Origin of the sequence: Nonomuraea sp. NPDC049649 (assembly GCF_040675175.1) — a bacterium.
GTDB lineage: Bacteria > Actinomycetota > Actinomycetes > Streptosporangiales > Streptosporangiaceae > Nonomuraea.
In genome coordinates, this window is sequence record NZ_JBFAOH010000003.1 from 21377 (window position 1) to 34209 (window position 12833).

Here is a 12833-nt window from a genome sequence, read left to right on the forward strand (position 1 = left end):
TCGGTGTGGGCCGTTCGGGCGAGGTTCTGCCAAGGCATCGAGCGTCACGCCCTCTGACGGCGTGCGCCTCGTTCATCAGGCGTACGGTGCCGAGCCTGGTGCGTTGTAGGCCGTTTGTCGGGTCAGTCTTGGCGGCGGGCGCCGAACATGATCTCGTCCCACGTCGGCACGGAGGCGCGGCGGCTGCGCTTGCGTCCCTGGCGGGCCGGGGCGGGCTTGGGCGCGGGCGCCGGCGTCGGAGCTTCCTCCTTGGCCGCGGGCTTCTGCTTGCCCTGGTCGTCCTTGCTCGTCCTGGCTGCGGGTACTGCCTTCGCGGCTGCCTTGCCGCTCTTGTGCTGATGCCTGCGACGCGGCTCCGGAGCAGTCGGGACCTGCGTCTCCTGTGCGGGCGACGGGCTGCTCGCGGGAGCCTCCCGCTCGGCGGCGTCATCCTTGGCCGCGCCGGTGCCGCCGGACTCGTCACCGGTCGCGGCAGGCTTGGCCTCCTCCGCAGCCGTGGTGGTCGGAGTCTCCGTCTCCTGAGCCGTCGCCGATTCGGGCGCAGTGTCGGACTCGGGGGCCACGGCCTTCGCGGCAGGCGCTTCTGCCTGGCCACTTCGCGTCGCGTCCTCGTCAGCGGGGACCGGCGTCTGTGCGGTCAGTGTCTCCGGTTGCGGCTCTGGAGTCGCGTTCTGGGCGGCGGCACCCGAGGTCACGGCCTCTACAGGTGACACTCCCACCTGGGCGTCTCGCGCCGCATCTCCGACAGCGGTGCCCTGGGCGGAAGTCTCAACGGGTGATGCCTCCGGCTGGCTGTGTTGTGCTGCAGCCCCGGCGTCCGGGGTGGTGACCTGTGCGGGTGGCACTTCCGGCTGGTCATGTCGTGCCGCAGCCTCGGCGTCCCGGTCGTGGCGTGCCGCAGCCTCGGCGCCGCTGTCCGGGGTCGTGACCTCTGCAGGCGGCACCCCTACCTGGGCGTCTCGCGCCGCATCTTCGGCAGCGGGGGCCGGGGTGGTGGTCTGGGCAGGCGGCGTTTCCGGTTGCCGCTCAGGTGCGGTGTCCTGGGCGGAAGTTTCTACGGCTGGCGCATCCGGCTGGCTGTGTCGCGCTGCGGCCCCGGCGTCCGGGGTGGTGACCTGTGCGGGCGGCGCTTCCGGCTGGTCATGTCGTGCCGCAGCCTCGGCGTCCCGGTCGTGGCGTGCCGCAGCCTCGGCGCCGCTGTCCGGGGTCGTGGCCTCCGCAGGCGGCACTTCCGCACGGGCTTCTCGCGCCGCATCCCCGGCGGTGGGGACCGGCGTCGTGGGCTGGGCAGGCGGTGCTTCCGGCGCGTCCTGTGCCGGGGAGCTTTCCGGCTGTGCCGTAGCCGCGGTGGCGTTGTCGGCGGGGCGCGGTGCCGGGACCTCGGAGAGCACCGTACGGTCGGCGGCGCCGTCAGCGGCGACCTCAGCTTCGCGGGCGGAGTCGGTCGTGGCGGCAGCAGGAGTCGGGGCAGCCGCAGGCGAAGCAGGCGCTTGCGCGGGCGAAGTCTCCGGCTGCTGTGCCGCCGCAGGCGACGCGTCGGACCGGGAAAGCGGGTCGGCTTCCTGAGGGAGATGGCGGACCTGAGTCTCGGGCTGCCGGTCGGCTGCCGTGTCCCGGGTCGCCGAAGAAGCTTCGTGGCTGGACTGCGCTGCACGTGACGTGTCCGAACCAGGCGTCCCGGGGGTGGCGTGGGACGGGTCCCGGCCAGGTGTCACCGGGGTGGCGTGGGAGCTGTCCCGGTCAGGTGTCACCGGGGTCGCGTGGGACGGGTCCCGGCCAGGCGTCCCGGGGGAGGCGTGGGACGGGTCAGGTGTCCCCGTGGATGGGGTGGCATGAGACGGCGTGTCCGGGCCCGGTGCCGTGGTCGCGTTCTGGGACGGGCTCGGGTCGGCGGGGTGGAGCGGCGCCGGGGGGACGGCGGGCGCGGGCCTGCCCCGGTGGAGGGCGGCCGGGGACGGCGGGTGCTCTCCGCTCTGGGAGGCCGGGCGGACGGGACGGTCGCCGGGCGCGTAGATGGAGCGGGACGGGCCGAGGTCCGGCAGCCACGGGGAGGGGGCGGTGCGGCGCGGTTCGTCGCGGGCGGGCGGCTCGGGGTCGGCGGGCGGGAGTTCGCGCGCGGGCGGGTCGTAGCCGACCGCGGGCTCCTCGGGCTCGGAGTCCTTCCTGACGACGGCAGGGAAGGGCAGCGGGTCGGACGTCAGCGGCGGCACCGGCTGCAGCTTGGCCACCCGGGGCGTGAACGGCGTGACCGTGGTGTCCTCGACCACGGGATCGGGGTCGAAGTCGGCGGACGACAGGCGGAACGCCTCGTCGTCGTGCGGGCTGACGTGGCGGCGGCGCGGGTCGAAGAGCCATTCGGCGTGGCGCGTGTGACCGTTCCACACGTAGCCGAGCTTGACCCGCCACAGGCCGTCGTCGCGCTTGGCGGAGTCCCAGTCGATCTCGTCGGTGGGGACGCCGCGCCGGGTGAGCCGCTCGGCCACCAGTTCGCCCAGGGTGGGCCCGGCGGCGGACTCGCCGGGCAGGCGGACGGCGACGCGCTGCGCCTGCTGGGCCACGTACTCGCGCTCCTGGAGCACCGGCCCCTCGAACCACCGGACCCTCTCGACCGGAATGCCGGCCGTGGCGGCGATCTCTTCCGCGGTCTCCCCGGCACGGATGCGTGCCTGGATCTCCTTGGGGCGCAACGGGCTCTCCACTTCGATCTCGTACTGGCCGAGACGGGAGAAGTTGCCACGGACGGCAGCACGGAGCCGGTCGTCCACAGGAAGAGTGAAGCGCGTGCCCCGCCCGGCAGTAGCCAGCACGAGATAGGTGCCGTCCTCACTCACCGCGACGAGTCGGAGCTCCTGCATGCGAGTCCCTTCGTCAGCGTCGCCATTCTTCCCCCGGACCCTTGAGTCTCTCGCGTGTGCCGGTTGCCTGCCAGCACCGTACCCGGCATGTCCGAACATCGCCTCGCTGGGATAGCCCAGGGGCGTTGTGACGCCGGTCACATTCGAGGGTTCCATCCTCTCAGAGCCCGCCCGCGCGCACGAGGAGGTTAGACGTCCTCGTGGGATTCTGGCGAATCGGGCCGCGAGCCGATGCGCATGTCAGGCGGGAGGGGGAGGCGACTGAGGGCAGGCCGGAACGACGGAGCATGAGCGACGAGCATGCCGCCTCGACCCCGCGCGCGGGTGCCGGGACACGCGTTCGGGGCCATTCCCGCGACGGTTCTTTACCCGCGCGAGGTCAGGGCCCGAGGACGCGGTCCAGGTAGTCGTTGCCGAAGATCCGGCCGGGGTCGAGCCGGTCGCGGAGTGCGAGGAAGTCGGCGAAACGCGGGTACACGCCCGAGAGGTACGCGGCGTCCTTGGTGTGCAGCTTGCCCCAGTGCGGGCGGCCGCCCAGCCTGGTCATGATCTCCTCGACGCCTTCGAAGTACGCCGGGTTCGGGGTCGTGTGGTAGACGTGGCAGGCCACGTACGCAGTGGGCCGCCCGTACGCGGTCGACAGCCAGGCGTCGCTGGGCGGCGTCACGCGGACCTCGACCGGGAAGCTGATCTTCCAGTCGGTCCGCTCGATCAGGTCGCGCGTCTCGCGCAGCGCCTGCCCGAGCCGTTCGCGCGGGATGGCGTACTCCGTCTCCAGGAAGCGCACGTCCCGCTGCGCGGTGAAGATCCTGTACGAGGCGTCGACGGCTTCGGAGTCGCCCAGGGCGGCGGCGCTGACGGCGTTGATCCGGGGGATCAGGCCGGGGAAGCGGGCCCCGAGGGCGCAGGCGGCGCCGAACACCGTGTTCTCCAGGAACACCGTGTCGAGCCAGCGCCGGAACGCGCTCGGCGGGGCGGCCGGGCCGGGGTGCCGGTTGCCGGTCTTGACCAGGCAGGCGTCGGTGTGCGGCAGCCAGAAGAAGTCCAGGTGCTCGTTGCCGCCGGTGAGGCTGTCGAGCGAGCCGAGGATATGGCTGAGCGGCAGCCGCCGGCGCCGGTGGTGGAGCAGGAACGCCGGTTCGACCCGGAACGTCACCGCTGTCAGCACGCCGAGCGCGCCCAGTCCCACCCGGGCGGCGTCGAACAGGTCCTCGCCGGGGGAGGCGGTGGCCAGGGTGCCGTCGGCCAGCACCAGTTCCAGGCCGGTCACCTGGTCGGCCAGGCCGCCGCTGTCGCGGCCGGTGCCGTGGGTGCCGGTCTGGATGGCGCCCGCGACCGTCTGCTCGGTGATGTCGCCCATGTTGGCCAGGGCCAGGCCGTGCCCGGCGAGCAGCGCGTTGAGCGTCTTGAGCGGGGTCCCGGCCAGCACCGTCACCTCGCCGTCCGCCCAGGAGCGGATCCCGGTCAGGCCCTCGGGGCGCAGCAGGATGCCGTCGGTGAGGGCCACTCCGGTGAAGGAGTGGCCCGTACCGGCCATGCGTACCCGGCGTCCGCCCGCCGCCGCGTCGCGGACGGCGCGTGCCACGTCCTCGGCGGAAGCGGGCGTGCGCACCTCGGCGGGGGAGCAGGTCTGGTTGCCTGCCCAGTTGGTGAACGCCATGGGGAGGGCTCCCTGGCCTAGAGCGTCGTCCGGTGAACGTGAACGATACTCAGTTCTCCCAGCCCTCGGGAAGCGGGAACGCGTCCCCGGGCTTGAGGTCCTGGTGCTTGATGATGTCGTCGACCGTGACCAGGTGGTAGCCGTTGCGCTGGAGCGTCTTGATGATCGCCGGCATCGCGTCGACCGTCTGCTTCACCCAGTCGTGCATGAGGATGATCGCGTCGCCCTTGACGACCGACATCGTCTGCTTCTTGATCTTCTCGACGTCACGCGACTCCCAGTCACGCGAGCCGCCGGTCCACAGCACGATCGGCATGCCGAACTCCGCCGCGATGTCACTGACCTGGAGGTCGGACAGCCCGTACGGGGGACGCAGCAGCTTGGGCTCGACCCCGGCCGCCTTCTTGATGGCGTCGTTGGTCTTCTTGATCTCGCTGCGGATCTTGCCCGCGTCGGCCTTGGTGAAGTCCGGGTGCGAGTAGCTGTGGTTGCCGATGCCGTGGCCTTCCTTCACCATCCGCTTGACGAAGGAGGGGCGGCTCTTCACGTACTGGCCCTGAAGGAAGAACGTGGCCTTGGCGTCGTGCTTCTTCAGGATGTCCAGCAGCTTGCCGGCGTACTTGCTGGGCCCGTCGTCGAAGGTCAGGGCCAGGCATTTGACCTGGGTGCAGTCGACCTCCTTCTTCTCCTTGGGCGCGGCGACAGCCGGCGCGGGAGCCGCAATTACGGCAACTGCGGCAATGGCCAAAAGTGAAGTGAAATGTCGGGACATAACTGTGGTTTCCAATGTGACAGGTGATGCGAGGGATGTCCCGACGGTAGCCGATCAGCTCTCCACGGGTGAAGGAGCCTGCGGAAGTCTCAGCAAACCCGAACCTCCCACGCCCACCGCCACCGCGAGCGCCGCGCAGCCCAGCGAGAACCCGTAGGCCGACGACGCGCCGAACATCTCGGTCAGCCGGCCGCCCGCCCACGCCCCGATCGCCACGCCGAACCCGATCGAGGTCGAGATCCACGCCATTCCCTCGGTGAGCAGGGACGGCGGCACCAGCCGCTCGGTCAGCGAGAACCCGGTGATGAGCGTCGGCGAGATGGCCAGCCCCGCCACGAAGAGCGCGACCGCCATGACCGGCACGGTCCCGATGAAGACCAGCGGAAGCAGCCCGACCAGGAACACCCCGAGCGCCCGGACGAACCGGCCGCGCAGCGAGATCCGCCAGTGCCGCGACCCGAACCAGAGCCCCGACACCATCGACCCGCCCGCGAAGGCGGCCAGCAGGAAACCGGAGGCGCCCCGGATGCCGTGCTCGTCGGCGAAGGCCACCGTGATCAGGTCGACCGAGCCGAACACCGCGCCCAGGCTCAGGTAGACGCACGACAGCAGGGCGACCCCCGGGATGAGGATCGGGCTGCCGTCCCCGCCCGCGCCCGCGCTCCGCACCGGCGGCTCGGTCCCCCGCTGCAGGGCCAGCGCGATCGACCCCGCGAGCATGGCCACCAGCGCCGCCGTCAGCCCCGCGTACCGGTTCACCGCCGTGGCCAGGACGGTCACCAGCGCCGGCCCCGTCACGAAGATCACCTCGTCGGCGACGGACTCGAACGCGAAGGCCGTGTGCAGCTTGGCCGACCCGCCGTGCAGATGGGACCAGCGCGCCCGCACCATCGACCCCAGCGACAGCGACGTGGCCCCGGCCAGCAGCGCGGTGGCGTACAGCGTCCAGGCCGGCAGCCCGAGCCCGGCGCTGGCCATGAGCGCCACCAGCGCGAGCGCGTTGACCACGGCGAACGGCACGATGACCCGGCCCTGCCCGAACCGGTCGCTGAGCCGCCCCGACAGCGGGGCGGCGACGGCGAAGGCGAGGCTGCACACCGCGGAGACCGCGCCCGCCATCGCGAAGGACCCGGTGAGGCCCTGGACCAGCAGCACGATGCCGATGCCCAGCATGGACATCGGCATCCGGCCGAAGAAACCGGCCAGCACGAATCCCTTGACGCCGGGCCCCGCGAACAATCCCCGATAAGGCCCGACCATCACACTCTCCTCTTACTGGACGCAGGCACAACTTCACGCATCGTCTGTCCGCATGGCAACAGATTTCTCAGCGAGTGGGTTAACGTGTCCCGCGTGTCCGGTCTTCCCTCGTTGCGCGCGGTGTTACTGATGGTCACGACCGTGCTCGCGGTCACCGTGGCCGCGGGCGCCGTGGCAATGGTCATGGGGGAGGAGCTGCCCGGCGCCCCGGCGCCGGGGAAGCAGGCGGAGCGCCGCCCGGAGCCGCAGACCGCGGATCTGGACAAGCTCGTCCCGACCACCGCTCCGGTGAAGGAGTTCGGCGCGGGCGGGGCCGGTGTCACGCCCACGCCGCCGCGGGTGCTCGCCATCGCGCCCGGCGAGGTGCCCAAGGAGACCCGCTTCGCGCTGTCGGCGCTCAAGCACGTGCAGAAGGCGATCGTGGTGGACGCGGGCTCGGTCACGGTGGCCGGGACCGGACTCAACCTGCTCGGGGTGGACGAGGCCCACTTCCGCTCGTGGACGCCCGAGGCGGTCGCCGGTCACCCCGGCGTATGGAGCGCGCTGGCCAGAGGCGAGTTCGTGGCCGACCCGGCGGCCGTGCGCAAGTACGGGCTCGAACTCGGCGCCTACTACCAGGTGGACGGCGGCCCCCGGCTGCGGCTGGCCGCCTCCGCGCCGCTCGGCCTGACCGGGGTCGACGCGCTGGTCGGCGGCGAGCTCTCCCGCAGGCTCGGGCTGGCCAGGGGCGTGGCGGTGCTGCTGCACGGCAAGGAAGGCAAGATCAGCGAGGCGGGCGTGCGCAGGACGCTCGGCGAGGGCGCCCAGGTCGTCATGCTCGACGCCGGGCACCGCGAGCGGAAGCAGCCCGAGCAGGCCGCCGTCACCACCGGCAGGCCCGGCAGCTACCTGGAGCTGTACAAGCAGGCCGCCACCCGCTGCCCCGGCCTGTCGTGGACCGTGCTGGCCGCCATCGGCCAGGTGGAGAGCGGCCACGGCCGCAACAACGGCCCGTCGAGCGCGGGCGCGCTCGGGCCGATGCAGTTCATGCCCGCCACCTGGAAGGCCTACGGCGTGGACGGCGACGGCGACGGCGAGAAGGACGTCTGGAGCCCGTACGACGCGGTCCCGGCCGCCGCGAGCTACCTCTGCGCCCACGGCGCCGGCCAGGGCGGCGAGAAGCTGCGCAAGGCCGTCTGGCACTACAACCACTCGTGGGACTACGTGAACAAGGTGCTCGGCATCGCCGACGCCTACGCCCGCTCCTATGCCTGAGAGGGCGCGGGACGCCGCCGCGGCGCCGGGCAGCAGGTGACCGCGCAGGCCACCGGCTCCGGCTCGTCCATCAGCTCACGGACCATCCGCACGAACGCCGGGTGGGTGCCCGCCGTGGAGGCCCGCTCCATCGGCAGCCCGCGCTCCTCGGCCACCTCCCTGGCCTCGGTGTCGAGGTCGTAGATGACCTCCATGTGGTCGGAGACGAACCCGATCGGCACCAGCACGACGCCCTTGGCGTCGGTCTCGCGCAGGTGGTCGCAGACGTCCGGCTCCAGCCAGGGCACCTCGGGCGGGCCGCTGCGCGACTGCCACACCAGGTCCCACGGCTGGGTGCGGCCCAGCGCCTCGCTGACCAGCTCGGCCGTGCGGCGCAGCTGCGCCTCGTACAGGCCTCCCGAGGGGCCGGCCGTCTCGGCCATCGTGACGGGGATGCTGTGGGCGGTGAACACCAGCCGGACGTCGTCGTGGCCGATCCGGCGCACGAGCCGCTCCAGGGCCTGCGCGGTGTGGTCGGCCATCGCCGCGACGAACCCGGGGTGGTCGCCGAAGTGGCGCAGCTTGACCAGCTCCGGGCCGCCGTCGAAGGAGATCCGGGCGATGTCCTCGTAGTACTGACGGCAGCTGGAGTAGCCCGCGTAGGCGGAGGTCGCGAAGACCGCGGCCTTGCGCACCCCGTCGGCGGCCATCTGCCGCACGGTGTCCTCGCCGAACGGGTGCCAGTTGCGGTTGCCCCAGTAGACCGGCACTCCGGCCACCGGGCGTAGCGCCTCGATCAGCTCGCGGTTCTGCTCGTTGATCGGGCTGACACCGCCGAAGCTCTGGTAGTGCTCGGCGACCTCCAGCAGCCGCTCGCGCGGGACGCCCCGGCCGCGCACCACGTTCTCCAGGAAGGGCATCACGTCGTCGGGGCCCTCCGGGCCACCGAACGACAGCACCAGCAACGCGTCGTAATCTGCACGGTCATCAACCACGTGAACCAGCCTATGGCGGCGTGCCAGTGGTCCCGCCAAGAGGTAGGTTCGGACAAGTGAGCCCCTTTGACGATATCCGTGACTATGTCGCCATCCCTCGTGTCCAATCGCTGAAGCTCGCCCCCGACGGCTCCAGGCTCGTCTCCGTGGTCCAGGCGCTCAACCCCGACGGCAAGTCGTACGGAACGTCGCTGTGGGCGATCCCCCTCGGCGGCGAGCCGTACCGCCTGACCCGTTCCGCCAAGGGCGAGTCGGCGGCCGAGTTCACCGACGCGGGCGACCTGCTGTTCACCAGCGCCCGCCCCGACCCCACCGTCGAGGACGGCGAGGAGAAGGCGGCCCTGTGGCTGCTGCCCGCCGCGGGCGGCGAGGCCCGCAGGATCGCCGCCCGCCCCGGCGGCGTCGGCGCCTTCAGCACCGCCGGCGGCACGGTCGTGTTCGTCTCCGACGTGCTCGGCGGGGAGGAGGCGGACGAGGCCGAGCGGCGCAAGGCCCGCGAGGACGCCGGCGTCAGCGCGATCCTGCACGAGAGCTACCCGGTCCGCTACTGGGACCACGACCTCGGCCCCGGCCGCCCCCGCCTGTTCGCCGGCCGGCTCGGCCCCGACGGCCTGGAGGAGATCCGCGACCTCACGCCCGACCCGGGCGAGGCGCTGCGCGACGCCGTCTTCACGCTCACCCCCGACGGCCGCACCGTCATCACCACCTGGCGGGCCGTGCTGCCCCGCGGCGAGCGTCGCACCGAACTGGTGGCGATCGACGTGGCGTCCGGGGAGCGGCGCACGCTCTTCGCCGACGAGGGCCACGACTTCCTCGGCCCGCTGGCCGTCTCGCCCGACGGCGCCAAGGTCGCCTGCGTCCGAGAGCGGCTCACCCGCCCCGACCTGCCCATCCGCGTCGAACTGTGGATCGGCGACCTGGCCGGCGGCGAGGCGCGGGCGTACGCGCCCGACCTGTTCCCCTCGGACATCGAGTGGGCGCCGGACTCCTCCGCCGTGTACATCTGCGCCGACCACCGCGGCCGCCGCCCGGTCTTCCGCGTCCCGCTCGACGGAGAGGTCTCACGCCTCACCCAGGACGACGCCTCGTACCTCGCCCTCAACGTCAGCGCCGACGGCGGGTCGGTGTACGCGCTGCGCAGCGGGATCGCGCTCGCCCCCGGCCCGGCCAGGATCGACGCCCGCTCCGGAGAGGCCGCCGACCTGCCCTCGCCCGCGCCGCGCCCCGAGACCAGCGGCACGCTAACCGAGGTCACCGCCACCGCCGACGACGGCGCGGAGATCCGCGGCTGGCTCGTGCTGCCGGAAGGCGCCTCCGCGGACAACCCGGCTCCGCTGCTGCTCTGGATCCACGGCGGCCCGGTCGCCTCCTGGAACGACTGGCAGTGGCGCTGGCAGGCCTGGATCATGGCCAGGCACGGCTACGCCGTGTTGATGCCCGACCCGGCGCTGTCCACCGGCTACGGTCAGAAGATGATCGACCGCGGCTGGGCCGACTGGGGCCCGCGGACCATGGCCGACCTCGAAGCCATCCTCGACGCGGCGCTGACCAGGGACGATCTCGACGGCGAGCGGACGGCCGCGATGGGCGGCTCGTTCGGCGGCTACATGGCCAACTGGGTCGCCGGTCACACCGACCGCTTCCGGGCGATCGTCACCCACGCCTCGCTCTGGCACCTCGACCAGTTCGCCGGCACCACCGACGCGGCCATGTTCTGGCAGCGCGAGTTCGGCCCGCCCGGCTCCGAGAGCTACGCCGAGCTCTCCCCGCACCTGTCCCTGGACAAGATCACCACCCCGATGCTCGTCATCCACGGCGACAAGGACTACCGGGTGCCGATCGGGGAGGCGCTGCGCCTCTGGTGGGACCTGCAGCGCACCGGCGTCGAGTCGAAGTTCCTGTACTTCCCGGACGAGAACCACTGGATCCTCAAGCCGGGCAACGTCGTCGCCTGGTACGAGACGGTCCTGGCCTTCCTCGGCCACCACGTGCTGGGCCGGGAGTGGAAGCGGCCGGAGTCGGTGGGCTGATGGCGGAGACCATGACACCCGAAGGCTTCCTGCGGCTGGCCGAGGACATCGCCCGCGAGGCCGGCGACATGCTGGTGGCCAAGCGGCCCGCGATGTCCACCCGGTCCGCCGATATCGAGACCAAGTCCAGCCCCACCGACGTGGTCACCGTCCTGGACCTGGCCTCGGAGCAGCTCATCCGCGAGCGCATCCTGGCCGCCCGGCCCGGCGACCGGATCCTCGGCGAGGAGGAGGGCGACCGGCCCGGCGAGACCGACGTGCGCTGGGTCGTCGACCCGATCGACGGCACCGTCAACTTCCTGTACGGGCTGCCCGACTGGGCGGTCTCCATCGCGGTCGAGGTGCGCGGGCGGATCGTCGCGGGCGTGGTGAACGCGGCCGCGCGCGGCGAGGTCTACACCGCCTCCGAGGGCGGGGGCGCCTGGCTCGCCGGGGAGCGGCTGCGCTGCAACCCGGCGGCGCCGCTCGGGCAGGCCCTGGTCGCGACCGGGTTCGGGTACGACGCGGCGCTGCGGGCCGAGCAGGCCGAGGTGCTGACGGGGGTGCTGCCCCGGGTGCGCGACATCAGGCGCGGCGGGTCGTGCGCCGTCGACCTGTGCTCGGTGGCGAGCGGCCGGGTCGACGCCTACTACGAGCGGGGCGTCAACTACTGGGACTACGCGGCCGGCGGGCTGATCGCGGCCGAGGCCGGGGCCACACTCGGCGTCCTGGACGTCGAGCCGGGCGGCGAGCGGGTGACGCTCTGCGCGGCGCCGGGGCTCTTCGAGGAGCTGCACGGCCTTCTCACGCCGCTCCACACGGAGAGCGGCTCCTGACAGCGACGGCCGGAGCCCGATCGGGGCTCCGGCCGTCGGTTACCACGTCAGCGCAACGGGATCCCATGATCGTCCGCTAGGCGGCGCAGATCCTCGATCTCGGCGGTGAGGGTGTCGGCGAGGTAGTCATCACCGGAGCTCCTGGCTTCCCGGAGACCCTTGTATGCCTGGTCGAGGCGGCTTTCGATCGTGGTCGTGAACTCGCCCATCTCACCTACTCTCTCAGGGGGTCGGCATCTTACGGGGGGCGAAGGCCCATCCACCCGCACGAACCCCGGAGGAAGGGCACGGGCACATGGGTGTTTCGCAGGCATACCCAGACTGTGCTCCGGCCGAAACATGGAAATGCCTGTGGGCTGTGTCACCCGCCCGTGGACATGCCTTACCGTGCGCTTATCGAAGCGGTGGGCACAATGAGTCATCACATCCAGAGGAAGGTTTCACAGCGTGCGCGTACTGGTGGTCGAGGATGAGAAGGTTCTCGCCGACGCTATCGCGACGGGATTGCGGCGCGAGGCCATGGCCGTGGACGTCGCCTACGACGGCGGCGGAGCGCTGGAACGCACCTCCTACATCGACTATGACGTGATCGTCCTGGACCGGGACCTGCCGGTCGTGCACGGCGACGAGGTCTGCCGCCGCCTGGTCGAGCAGCGCACCTCCTCGCGGATCCTCATGCTGACCGCCTCCGGCGACGTGGACGACAAGGTGGAGGGGCTCGGCCTGGGCGCCGACGACTACCTGGCCAAGCCGTTCGTCTTCATCGAGCTGGTGGCCCGGGTGCGGGCGCTCGGCCGCCGGTCCGCGCCCGCCCTGCCGCCCGTGCTGGAGCGCTCCGGCATCCGGCTCGACCCGGGCAAGCGGCTGGTGGAGCGCGACGGCCGGGAGATCACGCTGACGAAGAAGGAGTTCGCCGTCCTGGAGGAGCTGATGCGCGCCGAGGGCGCGGTCGTCAGCCAGGAGGACCTGCTCGACAAGGCGTGGGACGAGAACATCGATCCGTTCACCAACGTGGTGCGGGTGACGATGATGACGCTGCGGAAGAAGCTGGGAGAGCCGCAGGTGATCGAGACCGTGCCCGGAGTGGGGTACAAGTTGTGACGGAACGGCCGGATCGGGAGTCGGCGCCGACGCATCCCATGATCAGCCCGCACTCGGACCGGGCCGCGCGCCGTCAGGGCACCCCGCCGCCCCCGAGCGGCCCGCCCGTCTG

General features: G+C 72.1%; 10 protein-coding genes. 4 read left to right on the forward strand and 6 right to left on the reverse strand.

Translation table 11 applies throughout. The annotated features are described in order from the left end of the window. Positions 1-122: 122 nt before the first annotated feature. The 4 genes from sepH to AB0J42_RS05475 form a co-directional block, all read right to left on the reverse strand. On the reverse strand, positions 123-2855 hold the full coding sequence (gene sepH, locus AB0J42_RS05460) for a septation protein SepH (protein WP_364289188.1): 2733 nt from the start codon (positions 2853-2855) through the stop codon (positions 123-125). A 379-nt stretch (positions 2856-3234) separates the two neighbouring features. After that, a complete protein-coding gene (locus AB0J42_RS05465) occupies positions 3235-4515 on the reverse strand; it encodes a D-arabinono-1,4-lactone oxidase (RefSeq protein ID WP_364289190.1) in 1281 nt (426 codons plus the stop codon). Positions 4516-4564: 49 nt separating this feature from the next. After that, positions 4565-5263 (reverse strand): polysaccharide deacetylase family protein, encoded by a 699-nt coding sequence (locus AB0J42_RS05470; RefSeq protein ID WP_364289192.1) that lies wholly within the window; start codon positions 5261-5263, stop codon positions 4565-4567. A gap of 78 nt (positions 5264-5341) precedes the next feature. Continuing rightward, on the reverse strand, positions 5342-6547 hold the full coding sequence (locus tag AB0J42_RS05475; protein ID WP_364289194.1) for an MFS transporter: 1206 nt from the start codon (positions 6545-6547) through the stop codon (positions 5342-5344). A 129-nt stretch (positions 6548-6676) separates the two neighbouring features. On the opposite strand from AB0J42_RS05475, the gene AB0J42_RS05480 reads away from it, so the two are divergent. Next, on the forward strand, positions 6677-7801 hold the full coding sequence (locus tag AB0J42_RS05480; RefSeq protein ID WP_364289196.1) for a lytic transglycosylase domain-containing protein: 1125 nt from the start codon (positions 6677-6679) through the stop codon (positions 7799-7801). Here AB0J42_RS05480 and AB0J42_RS05485 read toward each other — a convergent pair. Continuing rightward, a complete protein-coding gene (locus tag AB0J42_RS05485) occupies positions 7792-8775 on the reverse strand; it encodes a ferrochelatase (protein ID WP_364289198.1) in 984 nt (327 codons plus the stop codon). The genes AB0J42_RS05480 and AB0J42_RS05485 overlap by 10 nt on opposite strands. 56 nt (positions 8776-8831) lie before the next feature. Here AB0J42_RS05485 and AB0J42_RS05490 point away from each other — a divergent pair, with 56 nt between their 5' ends. After that, positions 8832-10805, forward strand: a complete 1974-nt coding sequence (locus tag AB0J42_RS05490) for a S9 family peptidase (protein ID WP_364289200.1) — start codon at positions 8832-8834, stop codon at positions 10803-10805. Then, positions 10805-11620 (forward strand): inositol monophosphatase family protein, encoded by an 816-nt coding sequence (locus tag AB0J42_RS05495; RefSeq protein ID WP_364289202.1) that lies wholly within the window; start codon positions 10805-10807, stop codon positions 11618-11620. The genes AB0J42_RS05490 and AB0J42_RS05495 overlap by 1 nt, the downstream gene beginning before the upstream one ends. Before the next feature lie 47 nt (positions 11621-11667). Here the strand turns inward: AB0J42_RS05495 and AB0J42_RS05500 are convergent, their stop codons facing one another. Then, positions 11668-11829, reverse strand: a complete 162-nt coding sequence (locus tag AB0J42_RS05500; RefSeq protein ID WP_364289204.1) for a hypothetical protein — start codon at positions 11827-11829, stop codon at positions 11668-11670. Positions 11830-12067: 238 nt separating this feature from the next. Here AB0J42_RS05500 and AB0J42_RS05505 point away from each other — a divergent pair, with 238 nt between their 5' ends. After that, positions 12068-12721 carry a response regulator transcription factor gene (locus AB0J42_RS05505; protein ID WP_364289206.1) on the forward strand — a complete coding sequence of 218 codons (654 nt, stop codon included), beginning with the start codon at positions 12068-12070 and terminating at the stop codon, positions 12719-12721. Positions 12722-12833 lie beyond the last annotated feature (112 nt).